We start from the raw sequence: 19877 nt of genomic DNA, 5'->3' as shown, positions 1-19877 counted from the left end.
TGCCGCGCGCGATCATTTCTTTGATGCCCCGGAAAGTCCCGGAGGGTGTCGCGTCATCAAGCGATCTGGCCAAGCATAGCGCCCGGCTAGAATCAGTCGACAAATTGTTGCCAAGTATCTTTTACAGCAGGTCTTTTATCAACAACTCGGCGACCTGCACGGCGTTGAGGGCCGCACCTTTGCGTACGTTATCTGACGTCAGCCACAGATTAAGTTCCGACGGTTCGTCGACACCGGCACGCACGCGCCCGACATAGACCACATCCTGCCCGACCGCGTCACCGACGGCGGTCGGATAATCGCCGGCCTCGACCAGCTCGATGCCCTCGGCCTCTTCAAGCGCAGCATTGACCTTTTCCAGGTCGACCGCGCTCGCTGACTGCAAGGTCACGCTAAAGCTATCGCCAAAAAACACCGGGGCTTGAACGCAAGTTGCGGAAATCTTTAATAAAGGCTTGGCCAGCACCTGACGCAGCTCGCGCACCAGACGTTTTTCCAGCAGCGTGTGACCTTGCGCGTCGGGCGTACCGACCTGGGCCAGCAGGTTGAAAGCCATCTGCCGGTCGAAGAATGTCGGTTCCAGCGGACGCATGTTCAGCAGCTCGGCGGTCTGACGTGCCAGCTCGGTCACGGCTTCGCGGCCTTGGGCGGAAACCGCCAGATTGGCGGTGACATGCACATATTGCAGCTCGATCAGATCGAGCAGCGGCGCCAGCACCACGGCCAATGTGGTGGCCGACGGGCTCGGGCTGCTGACCTGGAACGGTGCTTTCAAACCGGCCAGCACATCGGCATTGGCTTCCGGCACCACTTGCGGCGCCTGATCCGCCGGCAAGGCGCCGGACAGATCAACCAGCGAGCAACCCGCCGCGTGAGCGCGGGCGGCGTAACTCAGGGTGATGGCAGGGCCAGCGGCGAAGAACGCCAGCTTGACCTTGCTGAAATCGAACTCGTCGACTTCACGCACGCGCACGTTCTTGTTGCGAAACAGCACCGAGCTGCCGGCGGATTCGCTGCTGGCCAACAGGTGCAAGGTGCCGACCGGGAAGTCGCGTTCTTCGAGGATCTGCACAAGGGTTTCGCCGACAGTACCGGTGGCGCCGATCACGGCAATATCAAGGGTCTGGGTCATGTTGCTACCTCTGGCGAAACGGGGGGAGCGGCACTTTACCGGGTGGCCGCCACGCAGGCAAAAAAAACCCGCGCCTCGTGCAAGGCGCGGGTTCTTTCATTGCATCAAGCGATCAACGCTCAAGCAGGATCCGCAGCATGCGACGCAGCGGTTCGGCCGCGCCCCACAGCAGTTGGTCGCCGACGGTGAAAGCACCGACGAACTGCGACCCCATGTTCAGCTTGCGCAGACGACCGACCGGTACGTTCAGGGTGCCGGTGACTTTCGTCGGGCTCAGCTCCTGCATGCTGATTTCAAGGTTGTTCGGCACCAGCTTGACCCAAGGGTTGTGCTGACTGATCAGCCCTTCGATGTCGGCGATCGGCACGTCTTTGTTCAGCTTGATGGTCAGCGCCTGGCTGTGGCAACGCATGGCGCCGATGCGCACGCAGATACCGTCGACCGGGATCGGGCTCTTGAAGCGACCGAGGATCTTGTTGGTCTCGGCCTGGGCCTTCCACTCTTCGCGGCTCTGGCCATTCGGCAGTTCCTTGTCGATCCACGGGATCAGGCTGCCGGCCAGCGGTACGCCGAAGTTTTCGGTCGGGTACGCGTCGCTGCGCATGGCTTCGGCCACACGACGGTCGATGTCGAGGATCGCGCTGGCAGGATCGGCCAGTTGATCGGCGACAGCGGCGTGGGTCGCGCCCATCTGCTTGATCAGTTCACGCATGTTCTGCGCGCCGGCACCGGACGCCGCCTGATAGGTCATGGCGCTCATCCACTCGACCAGACCGGCTTCGAACAGACCGCCCAGGCCCATCAGCATCAGGCTGACGGTGCAGTTGCCGCCGATGTAATTCTTGGTGCCCGCGTCAAGCTGCTGGTCGATGACCTTGCGGTTGACCGGATCGAGGATGATGACGGCGTCGTCATTCATCCGCAGGCTCGAGGCCGCGTCGATCCAGTAACCCTGCCAGCCGGCTTCGCGCAGCTTCGGGAACACTTCGCTGGTGTAGTCGCCGCCCTGGCAGGTCAGGATCACGTCGAGGGTCTTCAGCTCTTCAATGCTGTAAGCGTCCTTGAGCGGAGCAATGTCCTTGCCCACGGACGGGCCTTGGCCACCGACATTGGAAGTGGTGAAAAACACCGGCTCGATAAGATCGAAATCCTGCTCTTCCAGCATCCGCTGCATGAGCACGGAACCGACCATGCCGCGCCAACCGATCAGACCTACACGTTTCATCGCAACTACACCTTCTTGAAAAGTGGGCCGCTGCTTTGTATTGAATTTCGCAGCGGGCCCGAGAGATTACAGATTCCGCAGCGCGGCGACTACTGCGTCACCCATTTCCTGCGTACCGACTTTAGTGCAACCGGTCGAAAAGATGTCGCCGGTGCGCAGACCCTGATCCAGCACCACGCTGACCGCTTTCTCGATGGCATCCGCCGCGTCCTGCAGATTGAAGCTGTAACGCAGCATCATCGACACCGAGAGAATGGTCGCCAGCGGGTTGGCGATGCCTTTGCCCGCGATGTCTGGCGCGGAACCGTGGCAAGGCTCGTACATGCCCTTGTTGTTGGCGTCCAGCGAGGCCGAAGGCAGCATGCCGATGGAACCGGTGAGCATCGACGCTTCGTCGGACAGGATGTCGCCGAACATGTTGTCGGTGACGATCACGTCGAACTGCTTCGGTGCACGCACCAGTTGCATGGCGGCGTTGTCGACGTACATGTGGCTCAGTTCGACGTCCGGGTAATCCTTGGCGACCTGCTCGACCACTTCACGCCACAGCTGGCTGGACGCCAGCACGTTGGCCTTGTCCACCGAGCACAGTTTCTTGCCACGCACGCGGGCCATGTCGAAACCGACACGGGCGATACGGCGGATTTCACTCTCACTGTACGGCAGGGTGTCGTAGGACTGGCGCTCGCCGTTTTCCAGGGTACGGGTGCCGCGCGGCGCGCCGAAGTAGATGCCGCCGGTCAATTCACGGACGATCAGGATATCCAGGCCGGCAACGATTTCCGGCTTCAGGCTCGAAGCGTCAGCCAGTTGCGGGTACAGGATCGCCGGACGCAGGTTGCCGAACAGGCCCAGTTGCGCACGGATTTTCAGCAGGCCGCGCTCAGGGCGGATGTCACGCTCGATGGTGTCCCATTTCGGGCCGCCCACGGCGCCCAGCAGCACAGCGTCGGCAGCGCGGGCACGATCGAGGGTTTCGTCGGCCAGCGGCACGCCGTGCTTGTCGATGGCGGCGCCACCGATCACGTCATGGCTCAGCTCGAAGCCCAGGCTGTACTTTTCGTTGGCCAGCTCCAGCACCTTGACCGCTTCGGCCATGATTTCCGGACCAATACCGTCGCCTGGGAGAATCAGAATCTGCTTGCTCATGCTTTCCTCGTGTCTTCAGTCGGTGCGCCATCGAGGGGCGCGCCGGGAAAAATGCTTGTCGTTCGAAACTTACTTTTCGGCCCAGAGCACCAGTACATCTGTACTGAACGAACCATCGGCCTCAATCTCAAAATATTCGCGCACTTCGTTGCCCATCGATTGCTGCAACTGGCGGATCGCGGCGCGCATCACTTCGGGTGTGCGCATGCGCTCGACCCAGCTGTTGTACTCCAGACGCAGGCGCTGACGCGTGGTGCTGCGGGTGTGCAGACCGGCCTCGCTGACCTGGCGCAGCCACTCACCGGCGGAATAATCGCGCACATGGCTGGTGTCGCGCAGCACTTCGACGCTCTGCAAATAGGTGTCGAACAGCGGACTGCCCGGCGACAGCACATCGATGAACGCCGCCACGCCACCCGGTTTCAGCACCCGGCGCACTTCGCGCAAGGCCACGCCGAGGTCACTCCAATGGTGCGCCGAATAGCGGCTGAACACGAAGTCGAATTCGCCATCGGCAAACGGCAGACGCTCGGCGGCGCCGTTGACCGTGGACACGTTGCTCAAGCCGCGATCAACGGCAGCGGCGGCCACCACGTCGAGCATCTGCTGCGACAGGTCGTAGGCCACCACCTCCTTCACCAACGGGGCGACGTGAAAACTCACGTGTCCGGCGCCACAACCCAGGTCCAGCACCCGCGCCTCGCCCTGCCCCGCCAGCTCAGCCTGCAGCAGCGCAAATTCAGTGCCTTGAGCGTGAACGGCGCTGCTCAGGTAGGCGGCGGCCTGTTCACCGAATTGCTTTTGTACAACCTGAGTGTGCTGGGCGGTGCTGGTCATGGGTACGTCCTTTTCTGGGTTTCAACCTTTCAGATTCACGCGTCGCGGAACAACCATGGCTGGCTCGCGCGATGCCTGGCTTCAAACGCGGCAATCGCATCGCCGTCCTGCAGGGTCAGGCCGATGTCGTCCAGGCCGTTGAGCAGGCAGTGTTTGCGGAAGGCGTCGATCTCGAAGCGGTAGACCTTGCCGTTCGGGCTGGTCACGGTCTGCTCGTGCAGATCGATCTGCAACTGATAGCCCGGCGCGGCTTCGACCTGCTTGAACAGCTCGTCGACTTCGGCATCGCTCAAGATGATTGGCAGCAAACCGTTCTTGAAGCTGTTGTTGAAGAAGATGTCGGCATAGCTCGGCGCGATGATGCTGCGGAAACCGTATTCTTCCAGCGCCCATGGCGCGTGCTCACGGCTGGAACCGCAACCGAAGTTCTCGCGGGCCAGCAACACGCTGGCGCCTTGATAACGCTCGGCGTTGAGCACGAATTCCTTGTTCAGTGGACGCTTGGAGTTGTCCTGATAGGGCTGACCCACATCGAGGTAACGCCACTCGTCGAACAGATTCGGGCCGAAACCGGTGCGCTTGATCGATTTCAGAAACTGCTTCGGAATGATCTGGTCGGTGTCGACGTTGGCACGATCCAGAGGCGCGACGAGACCAGTGTGCTGGGTAAAAGCTTTCATGCTGCGCTCCTTTAGATCAATTCACGAACGTCGATGAAACGACCGTTCACCGCCGCCGCAGCGGCCATGGCCGGGCTGACGAGGTGGGTGCGGCCACCGGCGCCCTGACGGCCTTCGAAGTTACGGTTGGAGGTCGAGGCGCAGTGCTCGCCGGACTCCAAACGGTCCGGGTTCATCGCCAGGCACATCGAGCAACCCGGCTCGCGCCACTCGAAACCGGCTTCGAGGAAGATCTTGTCCAGACCTTCGGCCTCGGCCTGCGCCTTCACCAGACCCGAGCCAGGCACGACGATGGCCTGCTTGATGGTCGACGCAACCTTGCGACCCTTGGCGATCACCGCCGCAGCGCGCAAGTCTTCGATCCGCGAGTTGGTGCAGGAACCGATGAATACGCGGTCGAGCTGAATGTCAGTGATCGCCTGATTGGCGGTCAAACCCATGTATTTCAAGGCGCGGACGATCGAGTCGCGCTTGACGAGATCCATCTCTTTAGCCGGGTCCGGCACGTTCTGATCAACGGCCAAGACCATTTCCGGCGAAGTGCCCCAGCTGACCTGCGGCTTGATCTGCGTGGCGTCGAGCTCGACCACGGTGTCGAAATGCGCATCGGCGTCGGACACCAGGTCTTTCCAGGACTCGACCGCCAGATCCCACTCGGCACCTTTCGGTGCGAACGGGCGACCCTTGACGTAATCCACAGTCTTCTGGTCCGCCGCCACCAGACCCACGCGGGCGCCGGCTTCGATGGACATGTTGCAGATGGTCATGCGGCCTTCGATGGACAGGTCGCGGATCGCGCTACCGGCGAATTCGATCGCATGGCCGTTACCGCCGGCGGTGCCGATCTTGCCAATGACGGCGAGGACGATGTCCTTGGCGGTCACGCCGAACGGCAATTGGCCTTCGACGCGCACCAGCATGTTCTTCATTTTCTTGGCGACCAGGCACTGAGTGGCGAGCACGTGCTCGACCTCGGAGGTGCCGATCCCGTGAGCCAAGGCGCCGAACGCGCCGTGGGTCGAGGTGTGCGAGTCGCCGCAGACCACGGTCATGCCCGGCAAGGTCGCGCCCTGCTCCGGGCTGATCACGTGAACGATGCCCTGGCGCACGTCGTTCATCTTGAACTCGACGATGCCGTATTCATCGCAGTTGTCATCGAGGGTCTGAACCTGCAAACGCGAGACCTGGTCGGCAATGGCTTCGATGCCGCCCTTGCGCTCCGGAGTGGTCGGTACGTTGTGGTCCGGGGTGGCGATGTTGGCATCGATGCGCCACGGCTTGCGTCCGGCCAGACGCAGGCCTTCAAAGGCTTGCGGCGAGGTCACTTCGTGAATGATGTGACGATCGATATAGATCAGCGCCGAGCCATCGTCGCGCTGCTTGACCAAATGCGAATCCCAGAGCTTGTCGTAGAGCGTTTTGCCGGCCATCAGACGGTTCCTCATCAGCTTGTTTCTATGCCCTGGGCTTATCAATAACCCTTTGGCTTGTGAGGCCGATCCTATGGGGTTAGATTAAATAACTCAAATTCATATTTTTTATGCTTTGGATAACCAACTGGAATACGAACATGGACCTGGCCAACCTCAATGCCTTCATCGCGATTGCCGAGACCGGAAGCTTCTCCGGCGCCGGCGAACGGCTGCACCTGACACAACCGGCGATCAGCAAACGCATCGCCGGGCTGGAGCAGCAATTGAATGTGCGGCTGTTCGACCGGCTCGGTCGTGAAGTGGGCCTGACCGAGGCCGGCCGGGCCCTGCTGCCAAGGGCTTACCAGATTCTCAACGTACTCGATGACACCCGTCGCGCTCTGACCAACCTGACCGGCGAAGTCACCGGTCGCCTGACCCTGGCCACCAGTCACCACATCGGCCTGCACCGCTTGCCACCCTTATTGAGGGAATACACCCGCCGCTACCCACAGGTGGCGCTGGATATTCAGTTCCTCGATTCGGAAGTGGCCTACGAGGAAATTCTCCATGGCCGGGCAGAACTGGCAGTCATCACCCTGGCGCCGGAGCCGCACACGCTGGTCAAAGCCACGCCGGTCTGGGATGACCCGCTGGATTTCGTGGTCGCCCCGGAACATTCATTGATCAGCAATGGCGCCGTCACATTGGCGGACATTGCCGGCCATCCAGCGGTTTTCCCCGGCGGCAACACCTTTACCCACCATATTGTCCAACGGCTGTTCGAGGCTCAGGGCCTGACGCCGAACATCGCCATGAGCACCAACTACCTGGAAACCATCAAGATGATGGTGTCGATCGGCCTGGCCTGGAGTGTTTTGCCGCGCACGATGCTCGATGAGCAGGTGGCGCGCATACCTTTACCGGGCATACAGCTCAGTCGCCAGCTAGGCTATATCCTGCACACTGAAAGGACGCTGTCGAATGCTGCACGGGCGTTTATGGCCCTGCTGGACGCTCAAATCGATCTGCCAGGGACTCTCGGCTAACTTGTGCTACTCCTATAGAGCTGCCGCCCCTGTGCCAAACGCCCAAATCAGCTCAAGGCCCCTTAACAATGCCGAAATCTGTTGACCGTATTCCGCCGATGCCGCGTATTCAGGCCATTGATCCACGGCGATCCGAGCAGAGCTGGGAGAGTGCGCCGCAATTGCTCGCGGCGCTCAACGGTGCCCGGCTTGGCGCCTGGTACTGGGACATCGAGCGCGGGCAGATCAGCTGGTCGCGCGGCACTCAGGCCTTGTTCGGCTTCGACCCGCGGCAACCGCTGCCCGAAGACCTGGAATACCTCGATCTGCTGCCACCGGAAGACCGGGCGAAAACCATCCGCGCCTTCCACGCGGTGATTGCCGGTGCGCCGCTGGAACAGGCGATGCACCACCGCATCCGCTGGCCCGACGGCAGCCTGCACTGGCTGGAGATCAACGGCAGCCTGCTCCCCGACAAACACGGTCGCCCCCGAATGATCGGGGTGATCCGCGAAATCACCCACCAGCGGCAACGGGAACAGGCGCTCAGCAGTTCGGAGAAACGTTTTGCGACACTGTTTCATCTGTGCCCGAACATGGTGCTGCTGACCCGTCAGGAAGACGGCCTGATCAGCGAGGCCAACCAGTATTTCGAAAGCCTGTTCGGCTGGCCGGTGCAGAGCGCCATCGGGCGCACCACCCTGGAACTGGGCCTGTGGGTGCATCCCGAGCAGCGGGCGGAGCTGGTCAAGAAGACCAAGGCCAAGGGCGAACTGGTCAGCATGGAGGTGCAGTTCCGCGCCAGCAATGGCCAGATCCACGACGGCATCCTCAGCGCGCAAAAGGTCGAACTCGAAGGCCAGCCTTACCTGCTCAGCACTTTTCTCGACACTACCGAACGAAAAGCCGCCGAACATGCCCTGAAAGACAGCCAGGAACGCCTCGACCTGGCGCTGGATTCGGCGCAACTCGGCACCTGGGACTGGCACATTCCCAGCGGCATGCTCTACGGCTCGGCCCGCGCTGCGCAATTACACGGCCTGGAGCCGAAACCGTTCCACGAATCGTTCGAAGAGTTTTTCGAGGGCGTACCCGGCGAAGAGCGCGACAGCATGCGCGACGCCTATCGCAGCCTGCGCGAAGGCCCGGCGGGCAATTATCAGCTGACTTACCGCGTGCAATTGCCGGACGGCAGCTCGCGCTATCTGGAAAGCCGCGCCCGCCTCTATCGCGACGACAACGGCGTACCGCTGCGGATGGCCGGCACCCTGCTGGACATCACCGATCAGGTTGAACGCGAGCAACGGCTGGTGGCTTCGGAAGAGAAATTCGCCACGCTGTTCCAGGTCAGCCCCGATCCAATCTGCGTGACCCGCCAGGAAACCGGGGAATTCATCGAGATCAACTCCAGTTTCTCCCAGACCTTCGGCTGGAGCGCCAGCGATGTGATCGGCCATACCGCCGAAGAAATCGGCCTGTGGGACGCCTCGGCGAAAAGCCTGCAACGCATCGAACGGGTGATCCGCGAACAGGGCCTGAGCAATGTTGCGATCATCGTCCAGCACAAGGACGGCCAGTCGCTGACCTGCGTGATTTCCAGCCGTCAGATCAGCGTCGGCAACCAGCCGTGCATCGTTACCACGCTGCGCGACATCACCCAGCAACAACGCTCGGAAGCGGCGCTCAAGGCCAGCGAAGAGAAATTCGCCAAGGCGTTCCACTCCAGTCCCGACGCCATCACCATCACCGAGCGCGACACCGGACGTTATCTTGAGGTCAACGACGGTTTCTGCCGCCTCACCGGCTACCGCGCCGACGAAGTGGTGGGCAAAACCGTGTATCAGGTCGGCATCTGGGCCGAAGAAAAACAGCGTTCTGCACTGCTTGCGGAGCTGCAGATCAAGGGCCGCGTACACCATCAGGAAATGCTCGGGCGCAACAAGCGCGGCGAGATCCTGACGGTGGAAGTCTCGGTCGAACCGATCACTCTCAACGAAACCGCCTGCCTGTTGCTCACGGCCCGGGACGTCAGCCTGCTGAAGAACGCCGAGGCGCAGATCCGCCACTTGGCCTATCACGATCCGCTGACCAACCTGCCCAACCGCGCACTGCTGATGGATCGCCTGAGCCAGCAGATCGCCCTGCTCAAGCGCCACAACCTGCGCGGCGCGCTGCTGTTTCTCGATCTGGATCACTTCAAGCACATCAATGACTCGCTGGGTCATCCGGTCGGTGACACGGTGCTGAAAATCATCACCGCACGACTTGAGGCCAGCGTGCGCATGGAAGACACGGTGGCGCGGCTCGGTGGCGATGAGTTCGTGGTGTTGCTCAGCGGTCTGGAGGGCACGCGCAATGAAGTCAGTGCCCAGGTGCGCGAGCTGGCCGACACCATTCGCGAGTTGCTGTCGGAGCCGATGTTCCTCGACGGCCAGCGCCTGCAAGTGACGCCGAGCATCGGCGTGGCGCTGATTCCCGATCACGGCTCGACCCCGACCGACCTGCTCAAACGCGCCGACATTGCGCTGTACCGGGCCAAGGATTCGGGGCGCAACACCACGCAGATGTATCACAACACCATGCAGAAAGCGGCCAGCGAACGGCTGCGCATGGAGACCGACCTGCGCCTGGCGCTGTCCCGTGGCGAATTCGACGTGCATTACCAACCGCAAATCGACGCCCGGGACAATCGCATCATCGGCGCCGAAGCCCTGGTGCGCTGGAATCACCCGGAACTCGGCGCGCAATCACCCACCGAATTCATCAAGGTGCTGGAAGACAGCGGGCTGATTCTGGAGGTCGGCACCTGGATCCTCGACGAGGCGTGCGAAGCCTTCAAGCAATTGATCGCCGAAAAGCTGATCGATCCTCTGGCCTTCAGCCTGTGCGTGAACATCAGCCCCCGGCAGTTCCGCCAGAACGACTTCGTCGAGCGCATCGAACACAGCATGAGCAGCCACGGCCTGCCCTGCTCGTTGCTGAAACTGGAGATCACCGAAGGTATCGTCATTCAGAACCTGGAAGACACCATCAGCAAGATGCGTCGCCTGAAAAAACTCGGCGTGAGTTTTGCCATGGACGATTTCGGCACCGGCTATTCATCGCTGACCTATCTGAAACGATTGCCGGTGGACACGCTGAAGATCGATCAGTCGTTCATCCGCGATGCCACCACCGACCCCAACGACGCCGAAATCATCCGCGCCATCGTCGCCATGGCCCGCAGCCTGGAATTGGAGGTGATCGCCGAAGGCGTGGAAACCCCGGAACAACTGGCCTTCCTGCAGGGATTGGGCTGCCATTTGTATCAGGGTTATCTGCACAGCCGGCCGTTGCCGCTGGAAGGGTTGAAGGGATTGCTGGAATGACCCAGGCAGGTAATTGCCAGGGTTGGCGGCAACCTGTAGGGTCGCGTTTTTTCGCGCTGTTTCGAGATCGATCATGCAGGATGCAACCCTCCCCCGCCCGGCCCTGCTGGGCATTGACCTTGGCACCACCAACAGTTTGATCGCCGTGTGGCAGGACGGTCAGGCCCGATTGATTCCCAACGCCCTCGGCGAGGTACTGACCCCGTCGGTGGTCAGCCTCGATGAAGACGAGACCATCCTGGTCGGCAAAGCCGCACGCGCACGCCTGACGACCCACCCGGAACGCACAGCCGCCGCGTTCAAGCGATTCATGGGCAGCGACAGGCAGATCGAGCTCGGCACCAAAACCTTCAGCCCGGAAGAATTGTCGGCACTGGTGCTGGGCTCACTCAAGCAGGACGCCGAAGCCTTTCTCGGTCATCCGGTTTCTGAAGCAGTGATTTCCGTACCGGCGTATTTCAGTGACGAGCAACGCAAACGCACACTGTTCGCCGCCGAACTGGCGGGCCTGAAGGTCTCCCGACTGATCAACGAGCCTACCGCCGCTGCAATGGCGTACGGGCTGCACGAGCAAAAATTCGAACGCACGCTGATTTTCGATCTGGGCGGCGGGACATTCGATGTCACGGTGCTGGAATATGCGTTGCCGCTGATTGAAGTGCATGCGTCCACCGGGGACAACTTTTTGGGTGGGGAGGACTTTACCGCTGCACTGCTGAATGCCTGTCTGAAAAACTGGCGACTGACCCCGTCGATGATTGATCCGCAAGGCATGGCCAGCCTGGGCGATGCCCTGGAACAACTCAAATGCGAACTCGGCGAAGGACCTCAATCGCTGAGCTGGCACCATGCCGACAAACTGTACGAATGGTCGCTGGATGAAGCCGCTGCCGTGAAGATCTGGGAACCGTTGCTGGCACGATTGCGCGCGCCGATCGAACAGGCCCTGCGCGATGCGCGCTTGAAACCAAGGGATCTCGACAGTCTGGTGCTGGTCGGTGGGGCAACGCGAATGCCTGCGGTACAACAGTTGGTCGCCACACTGTTCGGACGCCTGCCCTACCGACATCTTGATCCCGACACCCTCGTTGCACTGGGTGCGGCCACGCAAGCGGCCTGCAAGGCGCGCGATGGCGCGATCGAAGAACTGATTCTGACCGATGTATGCCCGTATACGCTGGGCATCGCAACCATGCGTGGCAAAGGCATCGACGGCGCCTTTTCGCCAATCATCGAACGCAACACCATCATCCCGACGTCACGGGTAGAGCGCTACCACACAACCCATCCCCGGCAGGAGCTGCTGCGCATTGCCGTTTATCAGGGTGAGCGGCCGTGGGTACGTGACAACGTCCTCATTGACGCTTTCGATGTCACCTTGACGCCCACCGATAACATTCAGGAGCTGGACGTACGCTTCAGTTACGACATCAACGGTTTACTCGAGGTCGACGTCACGCTGCTCCAGACCGGCGAACGCCACAGCCACAGCATCGACCGCAGTCCCACCGGGCTGAATGAACAAGCACGCAGAGACAGCCATAACCGTCTGTCAACGCTGAAGGTCCATCCACGCGACGCATTGCCCAACCGCACACTGCTGGCCCGTCTGGAGCGGGCATGGATGCAAAGTCTGGGCACGCAGCGCGAACACATTGCCGAGTGGCTGCACAACTTCACCACGGTACTCGGGGGACAGCAGCCGGCCGAGATCGCCAGCCACCGCTCAGAGCTCAACAAGGCGCTGGATCAACTGCGCCTCTAACCGTTAAGTCGCCGCAGAGCAGCCTGCAGACCACCGGACAGCATCTCGCCACCGCCGCTGTCCGGTGGCACCCCGTACCGGTTGGGCAACTTGTCACCGGGAAAGCCGAACAGCAGCAGCGGCAGAAACGGCAAGACCGGCGACACGGCCATGAATATCAGCAATGTGGGCAGGCCTCGTCCCATATCATGCAAACGGCGCAGAGTGGCACCGAATAACAGCAGAACACCCAGCAACAGGATCAGAATGCCAAAGAATGTGGTACCGCTGATCAATCCTGCCACCGGCGTAATCACCACACACCCCAGGACCTGGGCGATAAAAGCCTTGCGCCCCAGCCGCGACCCCAGGCGCCAGATCGCCCCTGCCGGCACCGGCTGAACATCACTTTTGGCCAACATCAAACGCTCCGACCAGGACAGCAAGGCACACAGCGCCAGGCGCAAGCCGATACTGTTCTTCACGTCATCCTTGCCCTGCTGCAATTGGCGCAGCACTCGCGTTTTCGGCACTCCGGCAGCGCCATAGCGCACCATGGCCTTGAGCGAATCGAGGGCCTCGTATGCCAACAGTTTGTCGACCCCAAAATCCGTCAACACCTTGCGCGGCGGCCACACCGGCTCGCCCTTGATCAAGCCGTCACGAAACCCTTCGAACCAGTCATCCTCGCAACTGACTGTCGCGATGGACTGCAGCAAGGCACGATGCTGCTCGGCGCTCAGGCTCGGGTCGTGATAGAGCACGCCCCAGAACATCAACAGCCCCAACAGATCGTCGCCACACGCAGCGCGGTCGCTCTCGATGCAGGTGTAAAGCAGGGTATTGGCAGGCAATCGGGCGCTGTCGAGTGCCTGCTGCACGCTGAACAATTGCTGCACCAACAAGCCGTGCACCGGATCATTGCCTTGCAGCCAGCCCAGTAAACCGTCGCAATTGCCTTGCTCGCGTTGCAACCGCCGCAACAGTGGCTGCAGTCGACTCAAAGGATGAGCCGGACTGAACGGCAGACGCTCCAGGCACTGCCCATCGATCATTGGCAGCCAGCGCTCCGGCTGATCCAGCAACGCCAGCAAAAACACGGTTTGAGCGTGCCACTCCCAGGCAGCCTCGCCCAGCCCGACCGGCGGCAACCCTATCCCGCGGCGGCTCAACTGAAGGAGCAGATCGAGCTCGGACAAATCACAGTCGTCTTTGACGGCGCCCAATTTGAATGCTTCGGCGATGCGCTCCAGGGCGGTGTCACTGTAGGGCCGCAAGCGACGCAACCACAGGCGACAGACCTTGTGCAGCTCGCCTGTTGTCAGTGCCTGCGGCAATTGCTGCGATATTGAATCCGCTTCGCTGAATACGCTCATAGCCTGCGCAATCGGCGCATTCTCCAACCAGCGCAGATGTTGTCCGGCCTGAACTTTGAACCCGCTCAACACCAGGCATTCAAGCGCATCGACCGGGAGCGGCTGATCCAGAATCCGCTGCAGCAAGACCGCATCACCGCGATGCAGCGCCCAGGCATGCCGGTACAGTTGCAGCAGCCTGCTGTCGGCATTCTCACCCAGCAGTTGGGCAAGCAACGGGAGCTCATCGCCTGTCATGCGCCAATCGACAAAACTTTTCGCCAGGCTATCGAGCTTCAACCGCCCGACACCCAACCAACGGTTCAGCGTCTCGGGGCGTTGTGACGGACTGCCGTATACCTGCGCGTCATCCCCGAGATCCGCAGGCCACTCGGAGAAATCGCCCAGACAATCGAACGCCTGAATCAGCAGAGGCAGAAAAGTCGGTTGCCGCTTGGCGCACAATTCCAGCAGACGACTTTCGGCCATCGGATGGCGGAACTCGTTCCACAGCCTGATCCAGCACGGCAATGCCTGATCGTCCCACCCCAGCAGACTGCTCTGACACGCCAACAGGTAAAGCCAGTCCACGTCATCCGGTGCTTCCAGCTGTTTTTCGACACAGCACTGCAAAAATATCGGTGCACCGATGCCCGCTTGGGTGAACTGCACCAGTAAACGTTTCATGAACACAGCATCATCCGGCAACGGCAGACACGTGTGCTGGCTGGCGAAGTCGGCGAATTCATGGAGGGGACGCTGGGTGAAAATAAAGTCGAGGCTGCGGGCGTACCAGAGTGTTTCGGTTTGCGCAGCCACTGACCAGGCGCTCATCAGATCGGTATCGAACGGGTCAGGCGTTTCGATTCGCTGCAAAAAGGCTTCCACCCGATGCGCGTCGTTGAATTCCAGATCCAGTAACTGCTGATGCCAGGCCAAACGCTTGGCCAACAAATTCGCGCAGCGGTAAGACAACGGGCCGGCGTCGGCCATCCGGTGGTAGAGCCCCCAACTGATTTCATCGAGCTGCTCCAGCGACAGCTCGTCCAGCACCCGGACAAATGCCTGCCACGCCTCGAAGTTGAAACGTCGCGCGGGATCGTCAAGCAACTCGCAGAAATCCGCGAACGCCTGCGGGATCTCGACAACCTCCTGCCCTGAGTTTTCAGTTATTTCCTCGGGCGCTTCTTCCTCATCTTCACGCGCCAGGCGCAAGGCGTTTTCGTAGGCCATGCGCAGCGCCTGAAATCCTTCAGGATCGGTTTCCGGATGATGCGACGGCAATCGTGCGCGGTAGGCATCGCGAATCAGGGTTTCGTCGGATGTAGGCTCGATGCCCAGGCGAATCCAGCAACTCATGACCAGTCGAACTCCTTGAGCGATGCCGGACGGGGTAACGAATCAATTTCCATGTGCCAGGGCAGGTCGGCCAGAAAGTGCGGAATGTTCTGGGCGAGGCCGCGGGTGATCCGCAGGTTATGAACACTGTCCCCTTGCCGCTCCAGCTCGCAAGCCAACTCGTCGTCGCTTGTGTTCAGGCAACACCAAAACGTACGCCCCACAACAAAGCCATTGAAGTAAGACATCCAGCTACCGTAGTGAAATTGCGCCCTGACGGCCAAACGGCTGTGCAGCCAGTTGCTTTCGGCCAGATCAATCCACTGATTGCGCACTGCGCAACGCAAGAGAAACCCCATCCGCCCGTAATCCCAAGACAAAATTCCTCCGGGACCACAACCGCCAAAAGTGCGACTGGCAAACTCATGCAGAACACGCTCGCGAGGGCTCAGCTCTTCGAGCAGGCGCTGCCATTCATTCGGCAGACAACGTTGCCACGCCGAATAGGCGCCACTCAGGTGCTTTGCATGTCCGTCGTCCGTCATCCATTGAAGCATGTCGAACAATTGTCGCCGGTCATCGATTCCCCAGCTGCCTTTCAGATCGATATAGCGGTCGTCGCAGAAGGCAGGGTCGTCATACCCGGCACCGGTATTAAGCGCGGCCATTGGCGCAGAGAGGGCGCACAGCCAGCGCTGTTGAATATCGTCCATGAAAAAAGGCTCCAGGCCGACCGCTAAGGATGGGGTCGGCTAAACTGCGGCGGATTGTAGAGAAACCGCCGCTGGCGGCAAAGTCGAACAGCCATTTTCCTGCGCCCACAAAAAAGGCCCCGACGTGTCGGGGCCTTCATTCAGCGGCTTATCGCCCGTTCAGACGATTTGTTTCTGCAAGTGACTCAGTGTTGCAGAGCCGGCTGCGCCCCATTGATCGGGATGCGCTTGGCTTTCGCCTCTTCCGGAATCACGCGCAACAGGTCGATGCTCAACAGACCGTTGCTCAGGCCGGCGGCCTTGATCTCGATGTGATCGGCCAGGCGGAAGGACAGCTTGAATGCACGCTGAGCAATGCCCTGGTGCAGGAACGTGACGCCTTCATTGGCATCACGCTTGCCGCCACTGATGGTCAGCACGCCTTTTTCGACTTGCAGTTCCAGGTCTTCTTCCTGGAAACCGGCCGCCGCCACGACGATGCGGTATTGATCGTCACCGTGTTTTTCCACGTTGTAAGGCGGATAGGTGCTGCCCGGCTCGTTGCGCAGGGCGGTTTCGAACAGGTCGTTGAAACGGTCGAAACCTACCGAGGAACGGAACAGTGGAGCGAGGGAAAATGCAGTACTCATGATTCAAATCTCCTGAAAACAATCAGCAAGTTTTTTTGTCTCCGCGACCCGAATTCGGCATCGCGTAACCCTTAGATAGGGACCTGCGTTTTGTTTTCAAGAGATCGTTTGAAGATTTTTTTCAGGCGGCTTCGGCGACCAGCAAACCCAGCAAACGCGAGACCTGATCCGGCTCGGTCTCCCGGCGCAGCACGGTGAAAAGCTCGACGGCTTCGGGATAATTGCGGGTCAGCATGGCCAGCCATTGCTTCAAACGGCCAGGCGATTGGCGCGCGGTCATTTGCGCTTTGGCTTGCAGCCAGAAGTCCTGGATCAGTGGCATCAGCTCGGCCCAGGTCATCTCGACGACTTCTTCGCCGGCACGGGCGGCGGCGATCTGACGGGCCAGGTCCGGGCGCGACACCAGACCGCGACCGAGCATGATGTCTTCGACGCCGCTGATTTCCCGGCAGCGTCGCCAGTCCTCGACGCTCCAGATGTCGCCGTTGGCAAATACCGGCACCTTGACCACATCTTGTACGCGCGGGATCCACTCCCAATGGGCCGGTGGCTTATAGCCGTCGACCTTGGTCCGGGCGTGCACCACGATGTGTTCGGCGCCGCCTTCTGCCAGTGCCGTGGCGCACACCAGCGAGCCGTCCGGGCTGTCGAAACCCAGGCGCATCTTGGCGGTAACCGGAATGTGCGCAGGTACGGCGCGACGCACGTGTTCGACGATCCGGTTGAGCAGTTCCGGCTCCTTGAGCAGTACCGCACCGCCACGGGACTTGTTGACGGTCTTGGCCGGGCAACCGAAGTTCAGGTCGATCACTTCGGAGCCCAGTTCGCAGGCCAGCGCCGCGTTTTCCGCCAGGCACACCGGATCGGAACCCAGCAACTGCACGCGCAGTGGCACGCCGGACGCCGTGCGCGCACCGTTGAGCAGTTCAGGACCGAACTTGTGGAAATAGGCCGGAGTCAGCAACTGATCGTTGACCCGAATGAATTCGGTCACGCACCAGTCAATACCGCCGACACGGGTCAGGACATCGCGCAGGATGTCATCGACCAACCCCTCCATCGGCGCCAGAGCAATTTGCATGGGAAACACACACTCAAGGAAAAACGTGCGGCAGTTTACTGGGTTTCGCGGGTTAAACCCATGTCCGTCGTCTGTATGGCCGGGCCGTAGCCCTCGATGAACTCGGCGGGCATGCGCTTTGGCTTGCCGGTGGACAGCTCAATGCAGACGAAGGTGGTCTGGGCGCGCAGCAGCGTGGCGTTGTCGCTGGGGCGGATCAGTTGGAAGTGACGGGTCATTTTCAGGCGCTGGTCCCAATCAACGATCCAGGTCGCCAATTGCAGTTCGTCACCTTCATAGGCGGCGGCCAGGTAATCGATTTCGTGTCGCACAACGGCCATCGCCCGATCCAGGCGCCGGTACTCGACCAGATCCAGACCCAGACGCTGTGAGTGGCGCCAGGCGCAGCGCTCGAGCCAGGTCACATAGACCGCGTTGTTGGCGTGGCCCAGCCCGTCGATGTCCTCGGCGCCCACTTGCAGATCAATGGTAAACGGCGTTGCCCGATCCCAGCCCATGCCCTACTCCCGGTCAAATGATTCAACCGGGGCAGTGTAACGGATGACTAGGCCGATTGCCGCGCCTGAAGGCTGCGCCCGGCCAGCAGTGATAACACGCCATCAATCACTCGGGGGTCGGCCAGCACGCGCTGATGGCCGCCAGCTTCCAGACGCAGCAGGCGACTGTCGAACCAGGATTCGTGGATCAATTGGGATTCCTTGACCGAGACAAAGGTGTCGTCCTCGGCATGCACGATCAGGCCTGGCATATCCAGTTGATAGTGGGCGACATCAAGGGTGGCGGCGCGCATGCCGACGTCCTGCTCGACTTGCCGAATGAACGCCGAGCGAGCTCTGGGCGGCATGCCGACATAACGGGCAAACCCGCGCAACACCCCGAGAATCCGCGCCGGAGCGGCAATGCTCACGAGGGTTTCGGTGCGCAATCCTAATTGCACCGCCAGCATGGCGCTGGCGCCGCCCATGGAGTGACCGATGACAGCCTGCAACGGAGGCAATTCGGCAGCGGCTTCAAGCATCGCTCGAGCGAACAGGACCACGTTGGCTTCACGCCCCGGCGAGCGACCGTGGGCCGGGCCATCAAGCGCGACAACGGTGTAACCCGCTTCAACCAGCGCGGTGATCAACGCGGCAAACTGGGTGGGCCGCCCTTCCCAGCCGTGCATCAGCAAAACAGTCGGGCCTTGCCCCCAGCGCAGGGCCGAAAGACCGAAGCGCAAGGTGATGCGTTCGGATTTCGCCAGCAGCGGCAATTCCCAATCGCGCGGTGTATTCGCGCGCGGCGTCATGAACGCCAACCGCATTTTGCTCGCCACCAGTTTCGGTGCGAACCAGCCCAAGGTGCCATTAACGCCGCGAACCCACTTCAACGTGCTCATCGCTCTCTCCCCGGGCTTGTAGCCTTCAGGTCAACGCACCGCCGACTTGGCAGCGCGCAGCAATCGATCGGATAAATCCCCAGGGCCCAACGCCCTGGCGAGCGCCAGGCCTCCCACCATCAAGGCCACGTCGGCCAACGCTTTGTCGGTGTCTTCCGGCGTTGCGGCCAACTGCGCAATCATCAATTCCAGGTGTTCGTTCAACGCGATCCGGAACGCCTCCGGTAGACGGCCCAGCTCGCCGATGGAGGCCGGAATCGGGCAGGCCGAATCGCTGGAATCACGGTGCTTGCGCGACAGGTAGAAAGCAGCCACCAGGGCGCGGCGCTCCTCACCGGTCAGCTCGCTGTCCATGTCGGCAATCAGGTCGCGACGGCGACCGAGCAATTGCTTGAACGCCTCAAGCATCATTGCGTCCTTGCTTTCGAAGTGGGCGTAGAAGCCACCGACGGTCAGGCCGGCCGCCCCCATCACTTCGCCCACGCTCGGTTCAGCCGGGCCCCGCTGGATCAGTGCAGCACTGGCGGCCTTGAGAATGCGTTCGCGGGTTTGAGCTTTCTTGTCGTTCATCGTCGCCTCCGAATATTACGATAGCAATATTATTCTCATAATAATATTCCGCAAGTCACACGCGTGACCGCTGGTCTGAAGCACAGTGTTAAGGAAAAAGAGGATTTGGCCAAACGCCAGACAAACAAAAGGGCCATTCAATAATTGAATGACCCTTATAAAATCCCGCAGAGCGGGTAATCGTGGCGTCCCCTAGGGGACTCGAACCCCTGTTACCGCCGTGAAAGGGCGGTGTCCT

Annotated in this window: 16 protein-coding genes; 3 read left to right on the top strand and 13 right to left on the bottom strand. The window is 60.9% G+C overall.

The genetic code is table 11. From position 1 onward, the window contains the following. Positions 1-121 precede the first annotated feature (121 nt). The 6 genes from ACODTD_RS28370 to leuC all read right to left on the bottom strand — a co-directional run bounded on the left by ACODTD_RS28370 (position 122) and on the right by leuC (position 6453). Positions 122-1132, bottom strand: coding sequence for an aspartate-semialdehyde dehydrogenase (locus tag ACODTD_RS28370; RefSeq protein WP_197869437.1), 1011 nt, complete (start codon positions 1130-1132; stop codon positions 122-124). A gap of 112 nt (positions 1133-1244) precedes the next feature. Continuing rightward, complete coding sequence (asd, locus tag ACODTD_RS28365) at positions 1245-2357, bottom strand: aspartate-semialdehyde dehydrogenase (RefSeq protein WP_489105424.1); 1113 nt, start codon at positions 2355-2357, stop codon at positions 1245-1247. A gap of 66 nt (positions 2358-2423) precedes the next feature. Beyond that, the gene (gene leuB, locus ACODTD_RS28360; protein WP_285354684.1) at positions 2424-3506 is read right to left on the bottom strand and encodes a 3-isopropylmalate dehydrogenase; all 1083 of its coding nucleotides are present in this window, start codon (positions 3504-3506) and stop codon (positions 2424-2426) included. Between the two features lie 69 nt (positions 3507-3575). Beyond that, positions 3576-4343 (bottom strand): class I SAM-dependent methyltransferase, encoded by a 768-nt coding sequence (locus tag ACODTD_RS28355; protein ID WP_489105423.1) that lies wholly within the window; start codon positions 4341-4343, stop codon positions 3576-3578. 35 nt (positions 4344-4378) lie between these two features. Then, positions 4379-5023, bottom strand: coding sequence for a 3-isopropylmalate dehydratase small subunit (leuD, locus tag ACODTD_RS28350; RefSeq protein ID WP_011333351.1), 645 nt, complete (start codon positions 5021-5023; stop codon positions 4379-4381). Between the two features lie 11 nt (positions 5024-5034). Beyond that, positions 5035-6453, bottom strand: coding sequence for a 3-isopropylmalate dehydratase large subunit (gene leuC, locus ACODTD_RS28345; protein WP_011333350.1), 1419 nt, complete (start codon positions 6451-6453; stop codon positions 5035-5037). Positions 6454-6593: 140 nt separating this feature from the next. Here leuC and ACODTD_RS28340 point away from each other — a divergent pair, with 140 nt between their 5' ends. From ACODTD_RS28340 to ACODTD_RS28330, 3 genes are all read left to right on the top strand, one after another. Continuing rightward, a complete protein-coding gene (locus ACODTD_RS28340; protein ID WP_007956444.1) occupies positions 6594-7484 on the top strand; it encodes a LysR family transcriptional regulator in 891 nt (296 codons plus the stop codon). Positions 7485-7552: 68 nt separating this feature from the next. After that, positions 7553-10831 (top strand): bifunctional diguanylate cyclase/phosphodiesterase, encoded by a 3279-nt coding sequence (locus ACODTD_RS28335; protein WP_011333348.1) that lies wholly within the window; start codon positions 7553-7555, stop codon positions 10829-10831. A gap of 73 nt (positions 10832-10904) precedes the next feature. Beyond that, complete coding sequence (locus tag ACODTD_RS28330; RefSeq protein ID WP_489105422.1) at positions 10905-12596, top strand: Hsp70 family protein; 1692 nt, start codon at positions 10905-10907, stop codon at positions 12594-12596. Here the strand turns inward: ACODTD_RS28330 and ACODTD_RS28325 are convergent. The 7 genes from ACODTD_RS28325 to ACODTD_RS28295 form a co-directional block, all read right to left on the bottom strand. Further along, positions 12593-15289, bottom strand: a complete 2697-nt coding sequence (locus ACODTD_RS28325) for a DUF805 domain-containing protein (RefSeq protein WP_489105421.1) — start codon at positions 15287-15289, stop codon at positions 12593-12595. The two genes, ACODTD_RS28330 and ACODTD_RS28325, sit on opposite strands and share 4 nt — an antisense overlap. Further along, positions 15286-15981, bottom strand: a complete 696-nt coding sequence (locus ACODTD_RS28320) for a DUF1266 domain-containing protein (RefSeq protein WP_011333345.1) — start codon at positions 15979-15981, stop codon at positions 15286-15288. Before ACODTD_RS28320 ends, ACODTD_RS28325 begins: the two co-directional genes overlap by 4 nt. A 185-nt stretch (positions 15982-16166) precedes the next feature. Beyond that, entirely contained in the window at positions 16167-16610 is a 444-nt protein-coding gene (locus tag ACODTD_RS28315; protein ID WP_011333344.1) for an Hsp20 family protein, read from the bottom strand. A 121-nt stretch (positions 16611-16731) separates the two neighbouring features. After that, complete coding sequence (locus ACODTD_RS28310) at positions 16732-17691, bottom strand: tRNA dihydrouridine synthase (protein WP_489105420.1); 960 nt, start codon at positions 17689-17691, stop codon at positions 16732-16734. A 35-nt stretch (positions 17692-17726) separates the two neighbouring features. Then, positions 17727-18188, bottom strand: a complete 462-nt coding sequence (locus tag ACODTD_RS28305; protein WP_489105419.1) for an acyl-CoA thioesterase — start codon at positions 18186-18188, stop codon at positions 17727-17729. A gap of 47 nt (positions 18189-18235) precedes the next feature. Beyond that, positions 18236-19069: an alpha/beta fold hydrolase gene (locus tag ACODTD_RS28300; protein WP_262157889.1), complete on the bottom strand. Its 834-nt coding sequence runs from the start codon at positions 19067-19069 to the stop codon at positions 18236-18238. A gap of 30 nt (positions 19070-19099) precedes the next feature. Further along, on the bottom strand, positions 19100-19639 hold the full coding sequence (locus ACODTD_RS28295) for a TetR/AcrR family transcriptional regulator (RefSeq protein WP_011333341.1): 540 nt from the start codon (positions 19637-19639) through the stop codon (positions 19100-19102). Positions 19640-19877 lie beyond the last annotated feature (238 nt).

Source organism: Pseudomonas sp. FG35, assembly GCF_057809295.1.
The sequence above is the reverse complement of the archived record's forward strand: the minus strand, read 5'-3'. Positions and strand labels throughout refer to the sequence as shown.

Excerpts from the sequence above, each read along its gene's own strand:
- ACODTD_RS28370 (WP_197869437.1), bottom strand. The coding sequence starts at position 1,132 with ATGACCCAGACCCTTGATATTGCCGTGATCGGCGCCACCGGTACTGTC.
- ACODTD_RS28305 (WP_489105419.1), bottom strand. The coding sequence starts at position 18,188 with ATGGGCTGGGATCGGGCAACGCCGTTTACCATTGATCTGCAAGTGGGC.
- ACODTD_RS28310 (WP_489105420.1), bottom strand. The coding sequence starts at position 17,691 with ATGCAAATTGCTCTGGCGCCGATGGAGGGGTTGGTCGATGACATCCTG.
- ACODTD_RS28295 (WP_011333341.1), bottom strand. The coding sequence starts at position 19,639 with ATGAACGACAAGAAAGCTCAAACCCGCGAACGCATTCTCAAGGCCGCC.
- asd (WP_489105424.1), bottom strand. The coding sequence starts at position 2,357 with ATGAAACGTGTAGGTCTGATCGGTTGGCGCGGCATGGTCGGTTCCGTG.
- ACODTD_RS28315 (WP_011333344.1), bottom strand. The coding sequence starts at position 16,610 with ATGAGTACTGCATTTTCCCTCGCTCCACTGTTCCGTTCCTCGGTAGGT.
- ACODTD_RS28325 (WP_489105421.1), bottom strand. The coding sequence starts at position 15,289 with ATGAGTTGCTGGATTCGCCTGGGCATCGAGCCTACATCCGACGAAACC.
- ACODTD_RS28355 (WP_489105423.1), bottom strand. The coding sequence starts at position 4,343 with ATGACCAGCACCGCCCAGCACACTCAGGTTGTACAAAAGCAATTCGGT.
- ACODTD_RS28335 (WP_011333348.1), top strand. The coding sequence starts at position 7,553 with ATGCCGAAATCTGTTGACCGTATTCCGCCGATGCCGCGTATTCAGGCC.
- leuD (WP_011333351.1), bottom strand. The coding sequence starts at position 5,023 with ATGAAAGCTTTTACCCAGCACACTGGTCTCGTCGCGCCTCTGGATCGT.
- ACODTD_RS28330 (WP_489105422.1), top strand. The coding sequence starts at position 10,905 with ATGCAGGATGCAACCCTCCCCCGCCCGGCCCTGCTGGGCATTGACCTT.
- ACODTD_RS28320 (WP_011333345.1), bottom strand. The coding sequence starts at position 15,981 with ATGGACGATATTCAACAGCGCTGGCTGTGCGCCCTCTCTGCGCCAATG.
- leuC (WP_011333350.1), bottom strand. The coding sequence starts at position 6,453 with ATGGCCGGCAAAACGCTCTACGACAAGCTCTGGGATTCGCATTTGGTC.
- leuB (WP_285354684.1), bottom strand. The coding sequence starts at position 3,506 with ATGAGCAAGCAGATTCTGATTCTCCCAGGCGACGGTATTGGTCCGGAA.
- ACODTD_RS28300 (WP_262157889.1), bottom strand. The coding sequence starts at position 19,069 with ATGAGCACGTTGAAGTGGGTTCGCGGCGTTAATGGCACCTTGGGCTGG.
- ACODTD_RS28340 (WP_007956444.1), top strand. The coding sequence starts at position 6,594 with ATGGACCTGGCCAACCTCAATGCCTTCATCGCGATTGCCGAGACCGGA.